The 23,096-nt window shown below is 44.2% G+C and carries 23 protein-coding genes, 1 tRNA gene and 1 riboswitch; of the genes, 5 read left to right on the top strand and 19 right to left on the bottom strand.

From position 1 onward, the window contains the following. Positions 1 to 110: 110 nt before the first annotated feature. Positions 111 to 617, bottom strand: a complete 507-nt coding sequence (gene nrdG, locus AB5213_RS13085; RefSeq protein ID WP_022220109.1) for an anaerobic ribonucleoside-triphosphate reductase activating protein — start codon at positions 615 to 617, stop codon at positions 111 to 113. 352 nt (positions 618 to 969) lie between these two features. Here nrdG and AB5213_RS13090 point away from each other — a divergent pair, with 352 nt between their 5' ends. Beyond that, positions 970 to 1,479 (top strand): hypothetical protein, encoded by a 510-nt coding sequence (locus AB5213_RS13090; RefSeq protein ID WP_211133670.1) that lies wholly within the window; start codon positions 970 to 972, stop codon positions 1,477 to 1,479. Between the two features lie 86 nt (positions 1,480 to 1,565). Here AB5213_RS13090 and nrdD read toward each other — a convergent pair whose 3' ends face one another. The 16 genes from nrdD to ribD form a co-directional block, all read right to left on the bottom strand. After that, complete coding sequence (gene nrdD / locus AB5213_RS13095) at positions 1,566 to 3,755, bottom strand: anaerobic ribonucleoside-triphosphate reductase (RefSeq protein ID WP_008374382.1); 2,190 nt, start codon at positions 3,753 to 3,755, stop codon at positions 1,566 to 1,568. 140 nt (positions 3,756 to 3,895) lie between these two features. Beyond that, entirely contained in the window at positions 3,896 to 4,489 is a 594-nt protein-coding gene (locus AB5213_RS13100; RefSeq protein ID WP_008374380.1) for an HD domain-containing protein, read from the bottom strand. Between the two features lie 227 nt (positions 4,490 to 4,716). Continuing rightward, entirely contained in the window at positions 4,717 to 5,130 is a 414-nt protein-coding gene (atpC, locus tag AB5213_RS13105; protein WP_055156446.1) for an ATP synthase F1 subunit epsilon, read from the bottom strand. 11 nt (positions 5,131 to 5,141) lie between these two features. Then, positions 5,142 to 6,539 carry a F0F1 ATP synthase subunit beta gene (gene atpD / locus AB5213_RS13110; protein ID WP_022220893.1) on the bottom strand — a complete coding sequence of 466 codons (1,398 nt, stop codon included), beginning with the start codon at positions 6,537 to 6,539 and terminating at the stop codon, positions 5,142 to 5,144. A gap of 8 nt (positions 6,540 to 6,547) precedes the next feature. Beyond that, entirely contained in the window at positions 6,548 to 7,441 is an 894-nt protein-coding gene (gene atpG, locus AB5213_RS13115) for an ATP synthase F1 subunit gamma (protein WP_008374377.1), read from the bottom strand. Position 7,442: 1 nt separating this feature from the next. Beyond that, a complete protein-coding gene (gene atpA, locus AB5213_RS13120) occupies positions 7,443 to 8,951 on the bottom strand; it encodes a F0F1 ATP synthase subunit alpha (RefSeq protein WP_022220892.1) in 1,509 nt (502 codons plus the stop codon). A 5-nt stretch (positions 8,952 to 8,956) separates the two neighbouring features. Next, the gene (gene atpH / locus AB5213_RS13125) at positions 8,957 to 9,487 is read right to left on the bottom strand and encodes an ATP synthase F1 subunit delta (RefSeq protein ID WP_330586662.1); all 531 of its coding nucleotides are present in this window, start codon (positions 9,485 to 9,487) and stop codon (positions 8,957 to 8,959) included. Then, positions 9,471 to 9,965 (bottom strand): F0F1 ATP synthase subunit B, encoded by a 495-nt coding sequence (gene atpF / locus AB5213_RS13130; RefSeq protein WP_117557023.1) that lies wholly within the window; start codon positions 9,963 to 9,965, stop codon positions 9,471 to 9,473. The genes atpH and atpF overlap by 17 nt, the downstream gene beginning before the upstream one ends. A gap of 33 nt (positions 9,966 to 9,998) precedes the next feature. Then, the gene (atpE, locus tag AB5213_RS13135; protein ID WP_008374373.1) at positions 9,999 to 10,217 is read right to left on the bottom strand and encodes an ATP synthase F0 subunit C; all 219 of its coding nucleotides are present in this window, start codon (positions 10,215 to 10,217) and stop codon (positions 9,999 to 10,001) included. A 53-nt stretch (positions 10,218 to 10,270) separates the two neighbouring features. After that, positions 10,271 to 10,981, bottom strand: coding sequence for a F0F1 ATP synthase subunit A (locus tag AB5213_RS13140; protein WP_172676473.1), 711 nt, complete (start codon positions 10,979 to 10,981; stop codon positions 10,271 to 10,273). Between the two features lie 449 nt (positions 10,982 to 11,430). Beyond that, positions 11,431 to 11,501 (bottom strand) — tRNA-Trp (locus tag AB5213_RS13145). Between the two features lie 124 nt (positions 11,502 to 11,625). Continuing rightward, the gene (mgrA, locus tag AB5213_RS13150; RefSeq protein WP_368276810.1) at positions 11,626 to 12,624 is read right to left on the bottom strand and encodes an L-glyceraldehyde 3-phosphate reductase; all 999 of its coding nucleotides are present in this window, start codon (positions 12,622 to 12,624) and stop codon (positions 11,626 to 11,628) included. A 167-nt stretch (positions 12,625 to 12,791) separates the two neighbouring features. Further along, a complete protein-coding gene (ribE, locus tag AB5213_RS13155) occupies positions 12,792 to 13,265 on the bottom strand; it encodes a 6,7-dimethyl-8-ribityllumazine synthase (RefSeq protein WP_008374369.1) in 474 nt (157 codons plus the stop codon). A 59-nt stretch (positions 13,266 to 13,324) separates the two neighbouring features. Further along, positions 13,325 to 14,545: a bifunctional 3,4-dihydroxy-2-butanone-4-phosphate synthase/GTP cyclohydrolase II gene (locus tag AB5213_RS13160; protein WP_270476163.1), complete on the bottom strand. Its 1,221-nt coding sequence runs from the start codon at positions 14,543 to 14,545 to the stop codon at positions 13,325 to 13,327. 86 nt (positions 14,546 to 14,631) lie between these two features. Beyond that, complete coding sequence (ribE, locus tag AB5213_RS13165) at positions 14,632 to 15,279, bottom strand: riboflavin synthase (RefSeq protein ID WP_368276811.1); 648 nt, start codon at positions 15,277 to 15,279, stop codon at positions 14,632 to 14,634. Continuing rightward, positions 15,280 to 16,392 (bottom strand): bifunctional diaminohydroxyphosphoribosylaminopyrimidine deaminase/5-amino-6-(5-phosphoribosylamino)uracil reductase RibD, encoded by a 1,113-nt coding sequence (ribD, locus tag AB5213_RS13170; RefSeq protein WP_368276812.1) that lies wholly within the window; start codon positions 16,390 to 16,392, stop codon positions 15,280 to 15,282. Positions 16,393 to 16,719: 327 nt separating this feature from the next. Then, a riboswitch (FMN riboswitch) is annotated at positions 16,720 to 16,834 on the bottom strand. 178 nt (positions 16,835 to 17,012) lie between these two features. Between ribD and AB5213_RS13175 the strand changes: the two genes are divergently transcribed. Both AB5213_RS13175 and AB5213_RS13180 read left to right on the top strand, forming a co-directional pair. Next, complete coding sequence (locus AB5213_RS13175; protein ID WP_368276813.1) at positions 17,013 to 18,287, top strand: MATE family efflux transporter; 1,275 nt, start codon at positions 17,013 to 17,015, stop codon at positions 18,285 to 18,287. Positions 18,288 to 18,379: 92 nt separating this feature from the next. Then, positions 18,380 to 19,003 (top strand): flavin reductase, encoded by a 624-nt coding sequence (locus tag AB5213_RS13180; protein ID WP_368276814.1) that lies wholly within the window; start codon positions 18,380 to 18,382, stop codon positions 19,001 to 19,003. 99 nt (positions 19,004 to 19,102) lie between these two features. On the opposite strand, the gene AB5213_RS13185 is transcribed toward AB5213_RS13180, so the two are convergent. Both AB5213_RS13185 and AB5213_RS13190 read right to left on the bottom strand, forming a co-directional pair. Next, the gene (locus tag AB5213_RS13185; RefSeq protein WP_368276815.1) at positions 19,103 to 20,281 is read right to left on the bottom strand and encodes an iron-containing alcohol dehydrogenase; all 1,179 of its coding nucleotides are present in this window, start codon (positions 20,279 to 20,281) and stop codon (positions 19,103 to 19,105) included. 174 nt (positions 20,282 to 20,455) lie between these two features. Next, positions 20,456 to 21,337 (bottom strand): LysR family transcriptional regulator, encoded by an 882-nt coding sequence (locus AB5213_RS13190; protein WP_173690303.1) that lies wholly within the window; start codon positions 21,335 to 21,337, stop codon positions 20,456 to 20,458. A gap of 143 nt (positions 21,338 to 21,480) precedes the next feature. On the opposite strand from AB5213_RS13190, the gene sdaAB reads away from it, so the two are divergent. Next, complete coding sequence (sdaAB, locus tag AB5213_RS13195) at positions 21,481 to 22,149, top strand: L-serine ammonia-lyase, iron-sulfur-dependent subunit beta (protein WP_368276816.1); 669 nt, start codon at positions 21,481 to 21,483, stop codon at positions 22,147 to 22,149. 20 nt (positions 22,150 to 22,169) lie between these two features. After that, complete coding sequence (gene sdaAA / locus AB5213_RS13200; RefSeq protein WP_008374349.1) at positions 22,170 to 23,039, top strand: L-serine ammonia-lyase, iron-sulfur-dependent, subunit alpha; 870 nt, start codon at positions 22,170 to 22,172, stop codon at positions 23,037 to 23,039. The last annotated feature ends 57 nt before the right edge of the window (positions 23,040 to 23,096 follow it).

Here is a 23,096-nt window from a genome sequence, read left to right on the forward strand (position 1 = left end):
TATCGCCAGCCATAGCATGGCTGACGATACAAAAATTTATTATTTTTTATTGTCCTCTTGACGGGGAGCATACCAATATCACAGTGGTCTTTTTTTGTCAATGAATTATTTTAGTTTTTCGCATTTTGGCGGATTTCATCAAGGTGAAGGATTCTCTGGTTGCGGCTTCCGCGGAATTCCAGGGTGAGATCTTTTTCGGCTTCGATGAACTCGCCGTCTACGAGGGTATCGATACAGGCGAGCATCTTGTCAGTGTATTCGGTGTAGACTTTTCCGCCGGGGATGAGGTCTACATCATAGAGATATCCGGTGTAGCACCAGACATTTTTCTCCGGGTAGCTTTCTTTGATCTTTTGCAGGAGTCCTGCGAGTTCTTTCTGATTCTCCGGCTCGAAGGGTTCGCCGCCTAGGAGAGAAAATCCCTGGATATATGCCGGTTTGAGTGCTTCGAGGATCTCTGCTTCTACTTCTTTGGTATATGGATTGCCGTAATTGAAATCCCAGGTCTCGGAATTGAAGCATCCTTTGCAATGATGCCGGCAGCCGGATACGAAAAGGCTGACCCTGACGCCGGTTCCATTTGCGATATCGTAATTTTTGATTGTTCCGTAATTCATATCTTTATACTTCCCTTTTTCTCATTATAGCAGTACTACTCTGCTGTCCATTCTTACTCTTCTTATCAATTATAGCAAATCACACCTGAAAATCAACTACTATTGTCCTCCGATAAAGTACGATTCCAACCGCTCCGGCGGTCTTTTGACTCCTCCAAATGCTGTGATAAGTGCTGCTATGATTTGTCCGCATACATTCGCCCAAGCAACTGCCTTTTTGTAAAAATAATATTAGCGTTTTACAGCCAGCTCCATTATACTATACTTATAAACACCCAAAATGTGAAAGGTAGATCAATCCAATGGCAGGAAAACTATTTTAACTGCCCCCACAAGCAAAGGAGGGATTCTCATGACGAAAAAAGCAACGCCAAAAATTTATTTTATTCTGTTACTTTTGTTTATTCTGCTTACTGGCTGCTCAACCAAAAAAGCATCTGAATCAGCCGTAAGTCCGGAAGCTGAAGCAGTACTCAATGCGATGTTCACTGCACCAAATGATGACTTGTATTCTTTGGATTCTTCTACTGTAATCGGTGAGAATAGCACGGCAGATTCTGAAAATGCTTCCGTTAATTCTGAGAAAATTCTCGAAAACTGGAACAAACTTGTAGGAAAATACTTTGAAACGGGACGATTAGAATATTTTGTTTCAACCTATGGTCAGACCTATCTGTCAGAGGCAGCTGTTAATAATACCAAAATATCTGTAAAAGATATTTCGCTTGACTCCAAAACAGATGATTCTGAAACAGTTCTTGTGACTTTTAAGATTAATAAAGAAAAAATGGTCGAAAAAATCTATTTTTCTTATGACCAGGATGGTTTGATAAAAGACGTTTATCCAATTAATTTTAAATAATTTATAATAAAGGACACGGCTTCGCCAAGCGAAAGCCGTGTCCTTTATTATATCTTCTCACTATTTTTTCAAAAACATTTCCATCCTTACAGATGCAGTACCCTGTCCTTAATCTCCTGGGTCCTTCCCTGATTCCAGAACTGGGTTCCGATATATCCACAGGTTCTTCTCGCTACAAAGAGCTTATCCTGATCCCGGTTGCCACAGTTCGGGCATTCCCATACCAGCTTTCCGGTCTCGTCCTCGATGATCTTAATCTCTCCGTCATAGCCGCAGACTTCACAGAAATCACTCTTGGTATTCAGCTCTGCATACATGATATTCTCATAAATGTACTGTAATACGGAAAGTACCGCCGGAATATTGGTCTGCATATTCGGTACTTCGATATAGCTGATCGCCCCACCCGGTGAAAGCTTCTGAAATTCCGATTCAAATTTCAATTTGCTGAACGCATCAATTTTTTCGGTAACATGTACATGATAACTGTTGGTAATATAGTTCTTATCTGTAACGCCCGGAATGATTCCGAAACGCTTCTGCAGACATTTTGCAAACTTGTATGTGGTAGATTCCATCGGTGTGCCGTATACGGAATAGCTGATATTTTCTGCTTCTTTCCATTCTTTACATTTATCATTCAGGCGCTGCATAACTGCCAGTGCAAATGGCTTCGCCTCCGGATCTGTATGGGATTTGCCAAGCATCCGCATACACATCTCATAAAGTCCTGCATAGCCAAGAGAAATGGTAGAATATCCGTCAAATAACAGCTTGTCAATCGTCTCACCCTTTTTCAGACGGGCAAGTGCCCCGTTCTGCCACAGGATCGGTGCAACATCTGAAACGGTTCCGAGAAGGCGTTCATGTCTGCACCGGAGTGCTCTGTGACAAAGCTCCAGTCTCTCATCCAGGATTTCCCAGAAACGTTCCATATTGCCCTCTGCTGAACATGCCACGTCAACCAGGTTGATCGTTACAACCCCCTGATTGAAACGTCCATAGAACTTATGACTTCCGTCTGCATTTCTCTGGGAATCTTCTACGGTAAGGAATGAGCGGCACCCCATGCACGGATAAACATCTCCGTTTTTCAGTTCTTTCATGATCTTTGCAGAAATATAATCCGGCACCATACGCTTTGCCGTACATTTTGCAGCCAGCTCAGTCAGATACCAGTATTTGGAATCCTCGGTAATATTATCTTCATCCAGTACATAGATCAGCTTCGGGAACGCCGGTGTGATCCATACACCCTTTTCATTCTTAACACCCTGCATACGCTGCTTCATCACTTCTTCGATGATCATCGCAAGGTCATCCCTGGTTCTTCCTTCCGGGACCTCATCCAGATACATAAACACCGTTACGAAAGGTGCCTGTCCGTTACAGGTCATCAGTGTGATCAGCTGATACTGGATCGTCTGGATTCCGCTCTGTACTTCGGTACGAAGCCTTCTCTCTGTGATCTTGTCGATGATCGCATCATCCAGAACCTCTCCGGATTCTATTCTTTCTTCAATGACACTCTTGCGGAGCTTCTGACGGCTTACATCTACGAATGGTGCAAGATGTGACAGCGTAAATGACTGTCCGCCATACTGGTTACTTGCAACCTGTGCAACGATCTGTGTGGTCACATTACACGCGGTAAAGAAACTATGTGGTTTCTCGATCATCGTCTCGCTGATGACAGTTCCGTTCTGGAGCATATCCTCCAGGTTGATCAGATCACAGTTGTGCTCTTTCTGCGCAAAATAGTCCATATCATGAAAATGAATGATTCCTTCTTCATGTGCACGGACGATTTCCTCCGGAAGAAGGACTCTCTTGGTAAGGTCCTTGCTGACCTCTCCTGCCATGTAATCTCTCTGTGTAGAATTGATCACAGGATTCTTATTGGAGTTCTCCTGCTTTACTTCCTCGTTCATATGATCGATCAATGCAAGAATTCCGTTATCCGTTGTATTCGACTTTCTGGTTAATTCTCTCTTATAGCGATAGCGGACATACTTCTGGGCAACCTCATAACCACGCATCTCCATAATGCCGGTCTCAACCATATCCTGGATGTCCTCCACATTCACTGCATGCGTAAATTCCTCTGCCTGCTGTGCAATCTTCTCCGCAATTGCAATGATCTGAAAGTCATTCATCCTGTGGATGTTCTCAACCTCTTCATTCGCTTTTTTGATCGCATTCACAATCTTCTCCAGCCGGAAGTCTACTTCCTCACCGTTTCTTTTGATTACTCTCGTCTTTACTTCCAAATCCATCCCAACTTTCTCCTAACTTTGTTCCATCGCTCCACAAAATATAGTGTCACTTTTAAGTTTCTCCACTATATTTTGCGCTCTGTAGTATATGATACCCCATATTCACGAAAATGAAAAGGGGGATTTTTGTTTTTTTTATGTTATTTTTTTATCTTGCCATTTTCCAGATTCGGTCTTAAGAATTCTTCTTTCGCATACTCCCAGATCGCTTCTGAGCCTTTTGCCGTATTCCGGTTACGGTTCAGGATCTGTTCAATATGAACATCGTGTTCCTCCCACGCTTTGCCGTCTGTAGCCGCATTTAACATGATCGGCTGGATATTGTCCATCGTCCGGGCAAACTTCGACTCAGCAGTCTCCTGTGCCTCAAATTCCTCCCAGAGCGCCCGAAATTCCTTTCCCTGCTTTTCCGGAAGAAGTCCGAAAATCCGGTCCGCAGCCTTCACTTCCCGTTCTCTCTGCGTCTTCTTCGCATCTTCATCATAGGCATAGGTATCCCCCGCATCAATTTCTACAATATCATGGATCAAAAGCATCGTCACTGTCTTAAGAACATCGATCTTCTCATCGGCATATCCCGCAAGCAGAACCGTCATGATTGCCATATGCCACGCATGCTCCGCGTCATTCTCCTTACGCACCCCATCCGTCAGATATGTCTGCCTTCCAATAAATTTTTCCTTATCAATCTCCCGAAAGAAATTAAATAATTGCGTAAGCTCCTCTTTTTCCACGTTTTTGCTCCTTCTATGATGAAATACACTCTATTTGAACACCTCAAAATCCTTTTTCTCAGTACACGCACACTGTTATATATTCTACCACAAACTACCCTGTATCGGAACTTTTATTTTGTAAAAGATTGTACCATTTTTCCCAATAAATTTTGTCAAAAATTCCGTATTGAAAAAGCGCGCAATCTGTAGTAGATTACGCGCTTCCACATAAATTTGTTTCCTATTTACCATTTTTTTCGCTTCGACACCTTCAACCGGTTCATCGCCCTTGAAAGCGAAGCCTGTGTCCGGTAATATTCCTGTATACTCTGTTTCTGGCGAAGCTTTTCTTCTGCATACTCCATCTGCTCCTGGGCATGTCTGGCATCGATATCCTCCGGTTTCTCTGCCGTCTGCACCAGCATCGTCACACGGTTGTTGACGATCTCAAGGAATCCGGCTCCGACCGCAAGGTTCACCCATTCGCCTTCTTCAAACTGAAGCATTGCCTCACCGATCACCACAGCGATCACCATATCTTCATGGTGCGGAAGAATTTCCATTCCACCGCCGTCCGGTACCGGCACGATCATCTTTCTGCAACGTCCTTCATAGAATACCCGGTCACTGGAAATGATTTTAAGTCCAAATGTATCCATACCTGGCACCTCTATTCTGCTTTTTCAGCCTTTGCCTTCTCGATGACTTCATCAATCGTTCCTACATTGAAGAATGCATTCTCCGGATACTCATCCATTTCTCCGTCGAGGATCATCTTAAATCCTCGGATCGTCTCTTTCAGAGGTACATATTTTCCCGGAACTCCGGTAAATGTCTCTGCAACGAAGAATGGCTGGGAGAGGAATTTCTGAATCTTTCTTGCTCTCATAACCGTTGCCTTGTCTTCATCGGAAAGCTCTTCCATACCAAGAATTGCGATGATATCCTGCAGCTCTTTGTATTTCTGCAGAACCTCTGTTACACGGTTTGCAACTTCATAATGTTCTTCTCCGACAATATCCGCCTCCAGAATACGGGAGTTAGATTCCAGTGGATCAACTGCCGGGTAAATACCCTGTTCTACAACCTTACGGGAGAGTACGGTTGTTGCATCCAGATGAGCAAATGTAGTTGCCGGTGCCGGGTCTGTAAGGTCATCGGCAGGGACATAAACAGCCTGTACGGATGTGACAGAACCATTCTTTGTAGATGCGATCCTCTCCTGCAGTTCACCCATTTCAGTTGCCAGTGTCGGCTGATAACCTACGGCTGATGGCATACGTCCAAGAAGTGCGGATACTTCGGAACCTGCCTGTGTAAAACGGAAAATATTATCAATGAAAAGAAGCACATTCTGATGTTCTTTATCACGGAAATATTCAGCCATTGTAAGTCCTGTCTCAGCGACACGCATACGTGCTCCAGGTGGTTCGTTCATCTGACCAAACACTAAGGCTGTCTTATCCAGAACTCCGGATGCTTTCATTTCTGTCCAGAGGTCGTTACCTTCACGGGAACGTTCTCCAACACCGGTAAAGATGGAATATCCGCCGTGCTCTGTGGCTACGTTACGGATCAGTTCCTGGATCAGTACAGTCTTACCTACACCGGCACCGCCGAACAGACCGATCTTACCACCTTTTGCATAAGGTGCAAGCAGGTCGATAACCTTGATTCCGGTTTCCAGGATTTCTACAACCGGGCTCTGGTCTTCAAATGAAGGCGGATCTCTGTGGATCACCCAGTGTTCGGTATCTTCTTTGATTTCTTCGCCATTGTCGATGGTTTCTCCAAGTACGTTGAACAGACGTCCAAGGGTCTGCTCTCCAACCGGTACTTTAATTCCAGAACCGGTAGCGGTTACTTCCATGTCCTTGCAAAGTCCTTCACTTGCTGCCAGCATCAGACAACGAACCTCATCATTTCCCAGATGCTGCGCAACTTCCATAATACAGGTTTTTCCGTTGTTCTCCACCTGCAGGGCATCTTTGATGCACGGCAGATTTCCGTCTTCAAATACAACGTCAACAACTGGTCCCATGACCTGTACAATACGTCCTTTATTCATACCTGTTTTCACTTCCTTTTCCGTTTCTGGGCTTTGGCACCTGCACAAACCTCAGTAATTTCCTGTGTGATCGCAGCCTGCCTTGCCCTGTTATATATAATAGAAAGATCTTTGATGATTTCCTGCGCGCTGTCTGTTGCTGATTGCATTGCTGTCATTCGCGCATTGTGTTCGCTTGCATATGCCTCTACCAGACATCCATAGATCATACCAACCACGTAGTTTGGTACGATGCTGTCCAGAACAGCCTCTGCTGATGGATAAAGCGCGATCGCCTCTCTATGGATGTTAAGCGGCATTTTCATTTCATTAAATGAAGATCTCTCAAGCGGCAGGATCTTCATTTTTTCAACCGTTGTCAGCATCGAATTTTCCATTCTGGTGTAAACGATGTAGACCTCGTCCAGTTCACCTCTCTCATACTGGGAAAGAATCACTTCCGCGATATCTCTTGCCCTGTGCATGGTCGGTTTCTGCACAGTATAGAGGAAATTGGTGTCAATTTCCACACCCTTATTCGCATAATAGTGTCTGCCAAGCTCACCGACTACGAACAGCTTATGCTCTCCCGGTTCCTCCAGGATCTCATCCTCCACCTTGACAATGTTGTGGTTGTAAGCTCCTGCAAGTCCTTTATCCGCAGTAATGACAATGGAACCTATCTTTCGTTTCTCTTTTGGAATCTCTTCCCGCACATCAAAATACCGGTGCTCGATCTCAGGAATATGCCTCAGGATTCTGGAAATCTCTCCCTGAAGTCCGTAAAAGTACGGCTCTGAATCTGTCAGCTTTTTCTTCGCCTGTCTCATCTTGGTAGACGAGATCATATACATGGCGTTCGTGATCTTCATCGTATCTTTGACGCTGTTGATTCGAGTCTGTATTTCTCTGATATTTGCCATATTAACACCTGCTGTCTTTGAATTCCTTCGCTGTTTCCACAATCTTTGCAGCCAGTTCATCGGACAGAGCCTTTGTCTGCTCAATCTCTTCACTGATTTCCGGATGAACTGTTGCAAAATAATTCAGCATATCCATCTGGAATTTCTTAACCTCTTTTACCGGAATTCCCAGAAGCACTTTATTTCGTGCTGCGCAGAGGGTGATGACCATCTCATGCATGGACATTGGATGTCCGAGTGGCTGTTTCAGAAGTTCCATCAGACCAGATCCATATTCCAGCTGTTCCTTTGTTGCTGCATCCAGATCGGAACTGAACTGTGTGAATACTTCCATCTCACGATACTGTGCAAGATCGATACGGATACTTCCGGCTGCCTTCTTCATTGCCTTTGTCTGTGCTGCACCACCAACACGGGATACGGAAAGACCTACGTTAACCGCCGGTCTCATTCCTGAGAAGAACAGATCACTTTCCAGGAAGATCTGTCCATCTGTAATGGAAATGACGTTGGTCGGAATGTATGCAGATACATCTCCTGCCTGTGTCTCGATGATTGGAAGTGCTGTGATCGAACCGCCTCCCATTTCATCGCTTAAACGGCTTGATCTCTCAAGCAGTCTTGAATGCAGATAGAAAACATCTCCAGGATAAGCTTCACGTCCCGGTGAACGTCCAAGAAGCAGGGACAGCGCACGGTATGCAACTGCGTGCTTTGAAAGATCATCGTAAACGATCAGGACATCTTTTCCTTTATGCATGAAATGTTCTGCAATCGCGGTTCCTGCATATGGTGCAATATACTGAAGCGGTGCACAGTCACTTGCTGTTGATGCTACTACGATGGTGTAATCCATTGCGCCGCCGTTTTTAAAAGTATTGACAACCTTTGCGATCGTTGATGCTTTCTGACCGATTGCTACATAGATACAGATGACATCCTTACCCTTCTGATTCAAAATCGTGTCTGTAGCAATGGAAGTCTTTCCTGTCTGACGGTCTCCAATGATCAACTCTCTCTGTCCACGTCCGATCGGGAACATAGAATCGATAGAAAGGATTCCTGTTTCCATTGGAACGCTGACGGATTTACGGTCTACAATTCCTGGTGCTTCATTTTCAATCGGTCTGTAATCTTCTGCTTCGATTTCTCCCGCTCCGTCAATCGGAGCTCCAAGTGCATTTACGACACGTCCGATAAATTTATCGCCAACCGGTACTCCGGCTTTCTTTTTGGTACGCATCACTTTCGTACCTTCTTTGATCTCTACATCTGATCCGAACAGGATGCAGCCGATCGTATCTTTCTGAATGTCCTGAACCATACCTTTCAGTCCATTTTCAAATGTCACGATTTCTCCGTACATTGCATGCTCTATTCCATAGATATTTGCAATTCCGTCACCGACAGAGACAACCGTACCGACCTCGCTGTCTTTACTGATCTGATCAAAGTTCTCTATTTCATTTTTCAGAATAGAAATAATTTCATCTGAGCTAATTGAACTCACTTTGTTCACCTCCAGGTCAATTTTTGCTCTAATCTCGATAATCTTCCTTTCAGACTCCAGTCATATTCATCATCACCGGTCTTTAAGATAAATCCACCAAGTAATGCCGGATCTTTGACTATCTCGATCTTCACATCTGTCTTATGGTACTTCTCACAAAGAAATTCTCTGATTTTCTCAAGCCGCTTTTCATCTGGTGCTTCCACACAGGTAAGCGTTGCCATCTGGATTCCTTCCTGCATTTTACAGTATCTGTCATAAGCAAAAAGAATCTGACTGATCTCGCTCATTCTCTGATTACGGCATACAACCTTGAGAAAGTTTTTTATTTCTTCCGGGAAAATCTTGTCGATCGAACTTAATTTTTCCCGCATCGGTACCACCGGACTTGCAAATGTTTCTTCAAGCACCGGTACTTCTTCAAAAAGCTTTTCAGTCTCTCCTACCGCTTCTTTTGAAATTCCAAGCTCATACAAAACATGTGCATACTGTTTTGCCGAAGGGCTACAGCAATACTCTTTATTTAACCTCTTCATTGACATGAGCATCACCTGCACCTTTCAGAAACTGATCATATATATCCTGATTTCCTTTTGTGTCATCCACAATCTTACGTGCTGCCTGCATTGCCAGTCCTGCGATCTCACTTTGCAGATCATTCATGGTCTGTTTGCGTTCATTTTCAATCGTCTTTCTGGCATCTTTCAGGATTCCTACGGCTTCCGTATTGGCTTCCTGAAGGATACGCTCTGATTCTCCGGCTGCAGTTTTCTTAGCTTTTTCCACGATCTGAATGGATTCTGCCTTTGCTCCTTCCAGAGCCTTTTCATATTCCGCTTTCAGTCTCGCCGCTTCTTCCTGACTATCACTGGCATTTTTCAGTCCGTCAGCAATCATTTTTTCACGTTTTTCCATAATTCCCATTACTGGTTTGAATAAGAATTTTTTCAGCAAAAGATAAAAGACAATCAGGTTGATGATCGTAAAGAGAAGGCTTACATTAAACTGTATCACCTGTCCCACCTGCCTTTCTTCATTTTACTTTTCTTATTTCAGCATTAAGATGATAAGAAGTCCGATAATGAAACCGTAAATAGCGGTTGCCTCTGCAAGTGCACAACCCAGGATCAGGTTCTTGCTGATCTTGCTTTCTGCTTCCGGCTGTCTTGCGATCGCATCTACTGCTTTACCTGTTGCAAGGCTGATTCCAAGTCCTGCTCCTAAACCTGTTAAAACTGCTACTGCTGCTCCAATTGCTACTAACATAATCTTAATCTCCTTTTTTCTTATAGATTTGTGTTTCTTCTGTCATTTCGGGATTATTCCTGCTCCTCATTCATGAAAAGTGCTGTCAGGAATACGAATACATATGCCTGCAGGAATCCATCGAAAATATCGAAGTAAAAACTAAATGGTATCGGGATAAGAACCGGAGCCACTGCTTTTAAAAGCTCCATGATAACAAACGCTCCCAATACATTACCGAACAGACGCATGCAAAGTGATAATGGTCTGATCACAATCTCCAGAACCATAATTGGTGCTACGAATGGTACCGGCTTTGCAAAATGCGCCGCCCAATGCTTAAATCCATTCTTCCGGATTCCGGAAAATTCAATCAGGCACATACTCATGATCGCAAGTGCTGCTGTTACATTGAGGTCTTTTGTCGGTGACTTAAATCCGAACAGACCAATGATATTGGCTATCCCAATATAGATAAGCACTGTAATCAGATACGGAATATATTTCCTGTTTTCTTTTCCCATGATGTCTTCAAAGAAGTCCAGTCCTTTTCCTATTGCGGATTCCAATAAAAGCTGAACCTTTCCCGGATTTTCGACGCTCAAGCTTCGGACAAATATGATACAAAGTCCTACGATTACCGCCATGATGATCCAGGTAACTACGACCGACTCTTTTACCGGTATTCCGCCGAATATCGGGATCGTAAACACTGTCTCGCAGTTCAGCTCTTCTAACAGAGTCTCTGTTAAATGTTCCGTATCGCTCCCTCCCTTTCGTTTTATTTATTCTTATTTTATAGTACTTTTCAGAGCGTCCTCTAAAAGTCATGCTTATATTACGCTCACACTTTTTCTTTGTCAATATTTTCAGCTTTTGTAGATTGTACAGTAAAAAAACCAATTTTTTTATCTATTTTCACTATCTTCATCTGTTTTTCTTTTATTTTCTTTAGCTGTTTTTACTTCTATTTTTTGACACTTTTTTTAGTTTGTAGCATTCGAGATTCTTTTTTGACGGATTTTGTGCTTTTGTGCAGTTGAATTTTTGGCATTTTTTACAATTATTTTCTTTTATTTTTATGCACTATGTATAGTGACTATGTCGAATATATATATCTAGCGGGATGATTATTTTGTTTTGGAAATGAAGAGTTGATTTGGACTTGCGCTATCACCATTCCGCACTTGGTCCATTAGATAAAAAAAGGACTCAAACTGAGTCCTTCAAGTTACAGGGGATGACAGAATCGAACTGCCGCTAAGAGTTTTGGAGACTCCTGTCATACCATTTGACCAATCCCCTATATGAAATTGTTGATTGCTGAAGCAACCATGGACTATAATAACACAATGGCTGCTTCCTGTCAATCATTTATTCAATATTTCCTTTGCGTCCTTTGCAAATAATTTCTTCGCACAGGTTTCACTTACAGATTGCCCCTGCTGATCTGATCGATCTTTTTCAGTTCTTCCCGGGTGAACTTCGTATTCTGCACAATCTCCACATTCTGAATGATCTGCTCCGGTCTGGACGCTCCGATCAGCACACTGGTCACATCCTCATCTTTCAGGATCCAGCTCAGTGCCATCTGTGCAAGAGACTGTCCTCTCTCACCTGCCATCTTGTTCAGAGCCTCGATCTGCGCAAGCTTTTCTTTCGTCAATGCATCGGCATGTAGAAACCTTCCATCCACAGCAATCCAGCTGTCTGACGGTATTCCGTGCAGATATTTATCTGTCAGAAGCCCCTGTGCCAGCGGACTAAATGCAATGATTCCTTTTCCCATCTGGTTCGCCGTCTTTTTCAAGCCGTTCTGTTCAATCGTCCGGTCAAAAATGGAATACCGGTTCTGGTTAATGACAAACGGACATTTCAGATCTTCCAGAATCTCCGCTGCACGTACCATTGTCGGACCATCATAGTTAGAAATTCCGACATAAAGTGCCTTCCCACTCTTTACGATGGAATCGAGTGCTCCCATGGTTTCTTCCAGTGGGGTATTCGGATCCATTCTGTGATGATAGAAGATATCTACATAATCCATCCCCATTCTCTTCAGGCTCTGGTCAAGGCTTGCGATCAGATACTTCCTGCTTCCCCAGTTCCCGTAAGGTCCCGGCCACATATCATAGCCAGCCTTGGTACTGATGATCATCTCGTCCCTGTATGGTGCAAAGTCTTCTTTTAAAATCTTCCCAAAATTCGTCTCAGCACTTCCGTATTCCGGTCCATAGTTATTCGCAAGATCGAAATGGGTGATTCCCAGATCAAATGCTGTCCTCAACATTGCCTTCATATTCTCCGGATCCGCATTGGTTCCAAAATTGTGCCAAAGTCCTAAAGAAACTGCCGGCAGCAAAAGCCCGCTTTTCCCACAACGGTTATATACCATGGTATCATATCTCTCAGATGATGCTGTATACATAATTCATTTTCTCCTTCATTATCTCTGAATTGAAACTTTACTATTTCTTTTACAGATTTCTCTTATCAGATATGATACCTTTTTCCTGCATAAATGTCCAGTAAATCCCGGCATCTGCCCTTTTTCTGCCGGAAAACAGGATTCTTTTTGTAACCGTCAGCCGGAAATTACATCTGTCTCAGAAGATTTACCATTTCGATTGCAGAAAGTGCACAGTCATATCCCTTATTTCCGCCTTTACTTCCTGCTCTTGAAATTGCCTGCTCGATATTTTCAGTCGTGATCACACCAAATAATACCGGCACTCCGGTTGCAAGTCCGACCTGTGCGATCCCTTTGGATACCTCATTGCAGACATAATCATAATGCGTCGTGTCTCCACGGATCACTGCTCCCACACAGATCACCGCATCATACTTTCCGGATGCCGCCATTTTAGAAGCTGCTGTCGGAATCTCAAATGCTCCCGGTACCCATGCTGCCGTTATGTTTTCATCCTCCACGCCATGGCGTACCAGCCCGTCTACCGCACCACCAAGTAGTTTATTAACAATAATCTCATTAAATCTTGAAGCAACAATTCCTACTTTCATTCCTTCTGGTGCTACTACTTTTCCTTCTAATACATTGATCTGTCTCATGTTTTTTTCCTCCTGTAATTAAAGTGTTTCTTCTATGATAAATACTGTTTATTCTCTTTTTACTGAAATTTGATTTCTTTAAAGATATGTCCCATCTTTTCCTGCTTCGTCTTCATATAAAATGCATCAAATTTCTGCGGTGCTATTTCAATCGGTACTCTCTCATGGATTGCAAGCCCGAAACCGGAAAGTCCATATACCTTCTCCGGATTATTTGTAAGAAGCCGGAGTGATTTTACTCCCAGATCCGATAGAATCTGAGCCCCTACCCAGTATTCCCTAAGATCCGGTGCAAATCCCAGACGGATGTTGGCTTCCACGGTATCGTATCCCTGTTCCTGAAGTTCATACGCTTTCAGCTTGTTGATCAGACCGATTCCCCTTCCCTCCTGTCGCATATACAGAAGAACTCCTCTTCCTTCTCTCTCGATCTGCTGCATCGCCGACTGCAGCTGCTTTCCACAATCGCAGCGGAGAGATCCAAAAGTATCGCCGGTCAGGCACTCGGAATGTACACGGCACAGAACATCTTCCCCATCGCCAATCTCACCTTTCACCAATGCCACATGATGTTCACCGGTGATGTCATTCACATACCCATAAATCTGAAATTCTCCATACTGGGTTGGCATCTTTGCACATGCTTCCCTTACGACATGTTTTTCATGGATCCTGCAGTAATCCTGCAGATCTTTGATCGTAATAAATTTCAGGTCGTACTTCTTCGCCAGCTTCCAGAGATTCTCTGTCCGCATCATCGTTCCGTCCTCTTCCATGATTTCACAGCAGATTCCACATTCTTTCAGTCCGGCAAGACGCATCAGATCAACCGTTGCCTCGGTATGACCATTTCTTACCAACACACCTCCATGCCTTGCCACCAGCGGAAATACATGCCCCGGTCTTCGAAGGTCCTGCGGTTTCGTTCCTTCTTCTGTCAGGCTGCGTATAGTATATCCTCGCTCTGCTGCTGAAATTCCCGTTGTCGTATCCACATGGTCAACGGATACCGTAAATGCAGTCGAATGGTTATCTGTATTTTCGGAGACCATCTGTGAAAGCCCAAGCCGTCCGGCCAGCGCTGCACTCATCGGTGTGCAGATCAGCCCTTTCGCATGGCATGCCATAAAATTGATATTCTCCTGAGTTGCAAATTCCGCCGCGCAGATCATATCTCCTTCATTTTCCCGGTCCGGATCATCCGTTACCAGAACGATCCTTCCCTGGCGCAATTCTTCAAGTGCCTCTTCTACGCTATTGTATTGATACTGTTTCTCCATTTGTTACTTCCTCCTGTCCGATCTATAACTCATTTTTATCCTGTTCTTCTGTATGCTCTCCATTCCGGTCCCGGAATTTCTTCGCATCAAATTCCATACTCCTCTAATAATTCCATGGTAAGTCCACCACATTTTCCAGCCGGTTCCGATGGTGTAAGAAACTTTTTAATATACTTCCCTACAATATCATTTTCCAGATTCACCCTGTCCCCAGCTTTTTTCCTCAGCAGTGTGGTTTCCTCTCCGGTATGAGGAATGACTGATACCTGAAAGCTTTTTTCACTTACTTCTGCCACTGTCAGACTGATCCCGTCAATACAGATTGAACCTTTTTCTACGATCAGTTCCAGAATCTCCGGCGTTGTCCGGATTTTTACCCATACCGCATTTTCTTCCTTTCTGAGTTCTTCAATCATTCCGGTCCCGTCAATATGCCCTGCAACGATATGTCCACCGAATCTGCCATCTGCCGCCATCGCGCGTTCCAGATTCACTTTCTCACCAATCTTCGTATCACCAAGGTTGGTTCTTCTCACTGTTTCCGCCATCACATCTGCGGTAAATCCATCCTTTTCCAGAGAAACCACCGTCAGGCAGACACCATTTACCGCAATACTGTCTCCGATCCTGGTTCCGCCGAGTACTTTTTTTGCCCGGATCGCAATCTTCCCGGATGATCCAGAAAGTCGGAGTGACCGGATAGATCCGGTTTCTTCTACAATTCCTGTAAACATTTACATTTCCTCCAAAACCTTATACTCTGCCAGAATATCTTCTCCAACCTGCGAGATTCTCATAAGCTGTAGCTTGATGGCATCGTCTACTTTCTCAACTCCAAAGCCTTCCACCGGAGTCTTGCCGCCTCTTCCGCCAAAAATTTTCGGTGCGATAAAAGCTTTCACCTCATTTACGATACCGGATCGCAGGGCATCCTCATTTAAAGTTCCACCGCCTTCAATAAGTACACTGTCAATTCCCAGCTCTCCAAGCTTTCTCATCAGAAGCTGCAGATTGATCTCCCCTTTTTCCGAAGGAACTCCGAGAAGCACGACTCCAAGCTTTTCCAGACTGCGTTTTTTCTCTTCTAAATAAATCGCATTCCCCTTTTCACCGGCATATGCAACGATCGTCCGGTATCTCCCTGCTGTCTGGCAGATCTGACTGTCCAGTGGGATCCTGAGCATACTGTCACAGATAATTCTGACCGGACTTTTCTTTCCCTCCAGACGCACATTCAGCATCGGATCATCTGCCAGAACCGTTCCGATTCCTGCCATGATTGCCATATAGTCATGGCGCATCTCATGTACCAGACTTCTTGCTTCCTCACCGGATATCCATTTTGATGCTCCTGTTTTTGTCGCAATCTTTCCGTCTGCCGTCATTGCGTATTTCATCACCACATAGGGCAGCCCTGTTGTGATATAGTGGAAAAAGACCGGATTTAACGCATCACATTCTTCGCGCAGGAAATCCTCTTCCACCTGGACGCCTGCCTCGCGTAAAATCTTTGCTCCTTTGCCGGACACTTTCGGATTCGGATCTCTCGATCCGATCACAACCCGTGCGATCTTCTGTTCCAGAATCGCTTCCGTACATGGTGGTGTCTTCCCATAATGGCAACACGGCTCCAGCGTCACATAAAGTGTTGCTCCCTCGGCGCTTTCTGTCAGGGATGCGATTGCGTTCCGTTCTGCATGAAGCTCACCACATTTTTCGTGATACCCTTCCCCGATAATGCTTCCATTCTTTACGATCACGGCACCAACCATCGGGTTTGGATTTGTCCATCCACGTCCTTTTTTTGCCAGTTCAATTGCACGGCGCATATAAAATTCATCTGTCATTTTTTCTCCTTTCTCATCTCTCCCGGAAAAGCCCCCTGGAAATGTACTCTGCTAAACATTTTAGATATGTTGCCGGATAAGTCTCTTTTCAAAAATGTGCTTTGGCATATAGGAAAAGCCCTGACAGATTCTCTTACCTGTCAGGGCTTTCTTTCTCAGTTATATCGCTGTACGCTCTGTCATACTTCTCGGAAATACCATTTTCTCATCGAATCTGGCCTCGGCATTTTATTTTCCGGAAAATAAAAACTCTGGAATGATTCCCATTCCAGAGCGTTTTACTTTTTATTCCTGCATATATGATAGAAACCGCTTTTATCAGCAACGATTCAACTTCTTCCATCCAGACTTTACTGTCGGCACTGGAATCTCACCAGTTCATGCCTTACGGCTCGCGGGCTTTACCGCCGGTGGGGAATTTCGCCCCGCCCTGAAGCATTATTTGGTTTTACAAAACTTACTATAGCACGTTACAGCAGTAATTGCAAGATTATTTTTTCGACAAACCCGTATGTTTATGCTATTCTTATATGGAGATATCAGAGTCCGCTTATTACCAGGCTGGTACAGATGGTTATTTCATTTAATCTGGCTTTAAGAAAGACGAGGAATTCAAAAACATGTTTCATAAATTTTTAAAATACATTTCCCAGAGTATTTCCGGAATGATCGGTGTCTCCGTCTACATTCTGGCAGATACCTTTTTTATCTCTTACAAATGCGGTGCAGATGGACTTGCTGCCCTGAATCTGATCCTGCCGGTGTTCGGTCTGGTCTTCGCAATCGGTTCGATGATCGGAATCGGCTCCGCCACACGATACAATATCAGCACAGCCAAAGGTTCACCTTCGGACTACTATTTTACCCAGTCCATCTTCTGGTGTCTCATATGCAGCATTCCTTTTATGCTCACCGGAATCTTCATTCCGCATAAAGCACTTGCACTTTTAGGGGCAGATGCCGGGCTCATCCGGCTTGGACGTAATTATATGCGTATCGTCCTGCTCTTTACCCCGTTTTTTATGTCAAACTATACCTTCACGGCATTTGCGAGGAATGACCATGCGACCTCTATCGCCATGATCGGTTCCATTTCCGGAAGCTTCTTTAATATTTTATTTGACTATATTTTCATGTTCCCTTTGAATCTTGGATTTCTGGGGGCTGCACTTGCAACCGCTCTTTCACCGGTTGTGACGATGCTGGTATGTTCGACACATTATCTTGGAAAGAATAACCATGTAGAGTTTCACTGGCGCAAGCCCTCTCTTCGCCGGATCATCGGATGCTGCCAGCTTGGTGTTTCTGCATTTTTTGCTGAAATTTCTTCCGCTGTCATTACGATTATATTTAACATGCTGATCCTGCGCATTGCGGGAAATATCGGGATCGCAGCCTACGGCGTAGTTGCAAATATTTCACTGGTCGCAATGGCGATCCTAAACGGACTTGCCCAGGGTGCACAACCGCTGATCAGCCAGAGTTACGGAAAGGGTGAACATGATCTAGTCCGTAAATTTCTCAACTGGTCTCTTGCTGCAGCACTTCTGATCGAGCTTGTGATCGTTGTACTGATCTACGGATTTACGGATACCTTTATCAGTATCTTTAACAGCGAACATAATCTCCAGCTGCTTGCTTACGCCCATACTGGTCTTAGGCTTTATTTCCTGGGCTTTTTAGTCGCCGGTATCAATATTGTGCTGGTTGCCTATTTTTCCGCAATCGACAGAGCATGTCCTGCCGTCCTTGGTTCTGTTATGCGCGGCATTATCGCAATTGCTTTCTGTGCGATTCTGTTCTCACAGATTCTGGGGCTGAATGGAATCTGGCTTTCCTTCTTAGGATCAGAAATCATCACATTTTTTGTGATTCTGATTTTCCGGAAATTTTGATTTTGTAATTGACAATTTTTCTTTTATCATGTATATTTTAATTATAGTAATGATTCTTATTATTGAGTTTTAAAAGTCAGGAGGAATGTCATATGGATAAAAAAGCACTTTACAATTTATCTTATGGAGTATTTATGCTTGCAACACGCTCTGGGAATGTAGTAAACGGATGTATTACCAACACCTGCATTCAGGTTGCGAATAATCCGGTACGGATCGCAATCTCTGTGCTGAATAGCAACTATACCTGTGATCTGATCAAAGAGAGCGGCATTTTTACGTTAAGCCTGCTTGACCAGACCTGCTCTTTTGAAACGATCCGGCATTTCGGTTTCCAGTCCGGCAGAGATGTTGATAAATTCGCAAATATCACTGCACCTGCAGATGAAAATGCAGTTCCTTACCTCGGATGGCAGACATGTTCTGTTCTCAGCGCAAAAGTCGTTTCCAGACAGGATCTTGAAACACATACCCTTTTTATTGCTGAAGTAACCGATGCGAAACTTTTAAGTGACAATCCGCCTCTGACTTACGCAGATTATCAGGCACATGTAAAGCCAAAACCAGAACAGAAAAAAGAGGATAAGAAGATTATCGGATGGCGCTGTAAGATCTGCAATTATGTATACGAAGGAAGCAATCTTCCGGAAGAATTCACCTGCCCGCTCTGTGGACACGGCGCAGATGATTTCGAACCGATTTATGGAAATGTATAGCCTGTTGGAAATAGACGTTTCAAAAAGAGGGAGTGTATGACTTGAGTATAAGTCACGCACTCCCTTTTCCAAATCTCCTGTTTTCCGATATTTCTTTTTCTAAAATACCATCAGTTTATAAATATTTTCCACATCTTTCTGATCAAGAGTTGCAAATCCTTCCACTGTACCAGTATTTACATCTCCATAACAGCAGGTATGTGCCAGCTTTTCAATATCTTCTTCTTTGGCTCCAAGTTCTGCAAAATTCTTTGGCATCCCAATCGAAATTAAAAAGTTTCGAAGTGCCTCAATTCCTTCCAGTGCCGTTCTCTTTGGATCTGCAAAATCCATCTGACAGCCCCAGACACGGACTGCAGCCTGTGCAAAACGCATCACATTGTGTTCCAGTGTATAAGTAAATACAGCCGGCATAACAACCGCAAGCCCTGCACCGTGCGCGCAGTCATACAATGCAGATAATTCGTGCTCAATGTTGTGGCTTGTCCAGTCCTGTGTACGTCCTACTCCGCAGGAATTGTTGTGTGCCATCATACCTGCCCACATAATGTTTGCTCTTGCCTGATAATTATCCGGATCTGCAATGACTCTCGGTCCTTCATGGATCATCGTCAGAAGAAGTCCTTCGATCATACGGTCTGTCACTTCTACTTCTTCAGTATTGGTCAGATAACGCTCATACAGATGTGCCATAATATCCGTAATTCCGCAAGCTGTCTGATATGCCGGAAGTGTCTGTGTAAGTGCCGGGTTCATGATCGTGAATTTCGGACGGAATGCTTCTCCGGTTGCCCCTCTTTTGAACATTCCTTCTTCTTTTGTAATAACAGAGTCCGGTGATCCCTCACTTCCTGCAGCTGAAATCGTAATAACTGTTCCGATCGGAAGTGCTTCCTCGACAAGCTTTCCTTCATAATAATCCCAGAAATCTCCATCGTATACTGCACCTGCCGCAATTGCCTTTGCGGAATCAATTGTACTTCCGCCTCCGACTGCCAATACAAAATCTACTTTTTCTTTCCGGCACAGGTCAATTCCCTCATATACAAGACCACTTCTCGGATTTGGCTTTACGCCTCCTAATTCTACATAAGAAATTCCTTCCCCGTTCAGAGATTTTTTAACACGGTCCAAAAGTCCGGAACGAATGACAGAACCTCCGCCATAATGGAGCAGTACACGGCTGCCGCCAAAACGTTTTACATACTTTCCGGTATCATTTTCTGTATCCTTACCAAAAGCAAAATAAGTCGGTGCATAAAATGTGAAATTTTCCATCTTTTATTTCCTTCTTTCCTCTTATGATTTTCTGCTAATTTTTAGTATAAATCCTTTTTTGAGACTTCGCAAGATGACGTAGAAAATATTATGCTCTCCCTGCTCTTCAGATAAATTTTCGTAATACATCCAAGCCAAAATCAGTATTTTTCTTATCCATAGCCGTATTTTCTCTTAGTTGTCCTCCAGTGCAAACTCTGCAAATTTCTCCATCTCTTTTGTCTTGAACTTATTTTTATGATAGAAAATCTGACGATACATCGTAATTTCTATATCTTTCACATCCAAAAGTGTGAGTTTCTTTTTCTCAATATCATCTTCTACTGCAAAACGTGGCAGGAATGAAACGCCTCCCCCACGCATCAGCATTTTTTTGATAAATGCAGTATCACTGATCTCCAGCATCGGAGAAAGCTCTTTTCTTCTTAACGCCAGCTGACCATCAAGTGCCTGCCTGTAATTGGCATTGCGCTCTGTAAGATAAAAAGACTCTTTCAGCAGATCATCAAGCAATAAATTTCTTTCTTTTGCCAGCCGGTGACTGACTGATGTCACAAACATAACCGGTTCTGCCTTCTCCATCACCTTGATCCAGTTGCTGTCCCATCTTGGTGTATCCAGAATATAGATCAGATCCAGTTCATTATGTTCCATCATCTGGATCAGCTTTTCCGGAGAATCTACCGTGATCCGGATAGAAACCCTGGGATACTGTTCCCTGAATTTCCTTATGATCTTTGGAAATTTCACCGTACACAGAGACTCGATCGTCCCAATGTGAAGTGGGTTTTTCAATTCATCCGTATCATTCATGGATGCTTTCGCCTGATGAACATCATAAAGGATCCGGTTGGCATGCTCCAGAAATTCTTCCCCCTGCGGGGTAAGCACCACTTTCTTTCCTGTCCTGTCGAACAGCCTTTTCCCAAGTTCGTTTTCCAGCTGGCGGATCTGAACCGTCACTGCCGACTGCGAATACCCCAGCATCTCTGCCGTTCTGGAAAAGCTCTGCATCTGCGCGATCTGTATAAAAGTCTGTAATTGACGTAATTCCATCTTCTGACTCCATTATGAAAAATTTTCAACGTCTTCATAAAATCTATGAATTTGTTTCACTCATAAGTTGATGGTACAATATAACTAATAAGACGTCAATCCTTTTTACTTACGTAAAACAATTATTTTACAGGAGGTTTACTATGTCCTTTATCAGTGTTTTTGATGTCATGGGACCGAATATGATCGGACCATCAAGCTCCCATACTGCGGGAGCTGCCAGAATCGCTCTGCTTGCAAGAAAGCTTCTCACCGGTTCTCTTAAAAAAGTAGAATTTACCCTTTATGGATCTTTTGCCAAAACCTATCACGGTCATGGTACGGACCGTGCTCTTCTCGGCGGTATTATGGGATTTGCCACCGATGACGTGCGCATCCGCGATTCCTTCCAGATCGCGACAGACAACGGAATCGAATATTCTTTCATTCCGAACAACGTAGAAACCGACGTACATCCGAATACCGTCGATATCCTGATGGTAAATGAAGAAGGGCAGGAGATGACGATCCGCGGAGAATCTCTCGGTGGCGGAAAAGCCCGCCTGTGCCGGATCAATGGTGTGGAGGTTGATTTTACCGGAGAATACAGCTCGATCGTCGTCGTCCAGAAAGATGCACCGGGCGTTGTTGCTTACATTACCAAATGCCTCAGTGAGCTTGGAATCAATATCGCATTCATGCGTCTGTTCCGCGAATCAAAAGGAAATACCGCTTATACCATCGTAGAATCCGATGACCTGGTACCGGAAGATATCGCAGATACAATCAGAAGAAACAAAAATATATACAACGTTATGGTTGTTCAGATGTAATTGGAAGGAGAATACAGATTATGGATTTTAGAAATGCAAAAGAATTATTAAAAGTCTGTCAGGAACAAGGCCTTTCAATTTCTGCTGTGATGCTTCAGAGAGAGCTCACAGAGGGAGAACAGGATCCGGAAGAGACAGACCGCAAAATGGATCGTGTTCTTGAGATCATGAAATCAGCCGCTTCTACTCCGATCCATACCCCGGTCAAATCCATGGGTGGACTGATCGGTGGCGAAGCAAAAAAGATTTCAGATCACAAAGATACCGGAAAAGGTCTTTGCGGAGATCTTCTGGAAAGAGCTGTCATTTACGCGATGGCAACTCTGGAAACCAATGCTTCCATGGGTGTGATCGTAGCTTCCCCGACTGCCGGATCTGCCGGTATCGTTCCGGGACTTCTGCTTGCCCTCCAGGAAACCTATGATCTTTCCGATGAACAGATCAAGCAGGGACTTTATAATGCCAGCGCGATCGGTTATCTTGCTATGCGCAATGCAACTGTCGCCGGAGCAGTCGGTGGATGTCAGGCAGAAGTCGGAATCGCATCTGCAATGGCGGCATCTGCAACCGTTGAACTGATGGGCGGATCCCCGGAACAATCCCTTGCCGCAGCATCCACTGTTCTTATGAATATGCTCGGTCTGGTCTGCGATCCGGTCGGCGGGCTGGTCGAATATCCTTGCCAGAACCGTAATGCTGCCGGTGTGGCAAATGCAACGATCGCTGCAGAGATCGCCCTTTCCGGAGTACGCCAGCTGATTCCATTCGATGAAATGCTGGAAGCGGTGTACACTGTAGGAAAGCGTCTTCCGGCAGAGCTTCGGGAGACAGCTCTCGGCGGATGCGCAACGACACCGTCTGCATGCGCAGCCTGCCATATGTGTGACTAAGCTGTGTAATGTTTTGCAAATATAGACCAGCATACACTGCTTACAATTTTACGATAT

Origin of the sequence: Coprococcus sp. RTP21204st1_G4_RTP21204_210225, from assembly GCF_040915385.1 — a bacterium.
In the GTDB taxonomy this organism is placed as follows: Bacteria; Bacillota; Clostridia; order Lachnospirales; family Lachnospiraceae; genus Allocoprococcus; species Allocoprococcus comes.

Bases quoted from the DNA above. Each gene is read 5' to 3' on its own strand.
- ribE (WP_368276811.1), bottom strand. From the start codon at position 15,279: ATGTTTACAGGAATTGTAGAAGAAACCGGATCTATCCGGTCACTCCGA.
- atpH (WP_330586662.1), bottom strand. From the start codon at position 9,487: ATGAAGAGGTTAAATAAAGAGTATTGCTGTAGCCCTTCGGCAAAACAG.
- AB5213_RS13190 (WP_173690303.1), bottom strand. From the start codon at position 21,337: ATGGAATTACGTCAATTACAGACTTTTATACAGATCGCGCAGATGCAG.
- atpG (WP_008374377.1), bottom strand. From the start codon at position 7,441: ATGGCAAATATCAGAGAAATACAGACTCGAATCAACAGCGTCAAAGAT.
- mgrA (WP_368276810.1), bottom strand. From the start codon at position 12,624: ATGTATACAGCATCATCTGAGAGATATGATACCATGGTATATAACCGT.
- AB5213_RS13175 (WP_368276813.1), top strand. From the start codon at position 17,013: ATGTTTCATAAATTTTTAAAATACATTTCCCAGAGTATTTCCGGAATG.
- ribD (WP_368276812.1), bottom strand. From the start codon at position 16,392: ATGACAGATGAATTTTATATGCGCCGTGCAATTGAACTGGCAAAAAAA.
- AB5213_RS13090 (WP_211133670.1), top strand. From the start codon at position 970: ATGACGAAAAAAGCAACGCCAAAAATTTATTTTATTCTGTTACTTTTG.
- nrdD (WP_008374382.1), bottom strand. From the start codon at position 3,755: ATGGATTTGGAAGTAAAGACGAGAGTAATCAAAAGAAACGGTGAGGAA.
- atpD (WP_022220893.1), bottom strand. From the start codon at position 6,539: ATGAATAAAGGACGTATTGTACAGGTCATGGGACCAGTTGTTGACGTT.
- AB5213_RS13185 (WP_368276815.1), bottom strand. From the start codon at position 20,281: ATGGAAAATTTCACATTTTATGCACCGACTTATTTTGCTTTTGGTAAG.
- AB5213_RS13160 (WP_270476163.1), bottom strand. From the start codon at position 14,545: ATGGAGAAACAGTATCAATACAATAGCGTAGAAGAGGCACTTGAAGAA.
- sdaAB (WP_368276816.1), top strand. From the start codon at position 21,481: ATGTCCTTTATCAGTGTTTTTGATGTCATGGGACCGAATATGATCGGA.
- nrdG (WP_022220109.1), bottom strand. From the start codon at position 617: ATGAATTACGGAACAATCAAAAATTACGATATCGCAAATGGAACCGGC.
- sdaAA (WP_008374349.1), top strand. From the start codon at position 22,170: ATGGATTTTAGAAATGCAAAAGAATTATTAAAAGTCTGTCAGGAACAA.
- AB5213_RS13180 (WP_368276814.1), top strand. From the start codon at position 18,380: ATGGATAAAAAAGCACTTTACAATTTATCTTATGGAGTATTTATGCTT.
- ribE (WP_008374369.1), bottom strand. From the start codon at position 13,265: ATGAGACAGATCAATGTATTAGAAGGAAAAGTAGTAGCACCAGAAGGA.
- atpE (WP_008374373.1), bottom strand. From the start codon at position 10,217: ATGTTAGTAGCAATTGGAGCAGCAGTAGCAGTTTTAACAGGTTTAGGA.
- atpC (WP_055156446.1), bottom strand. From the start codon at position 5,130: ATGGATACATTTGGACTTAAAATCATTTCCAGTGACCGGGTATTCTAT.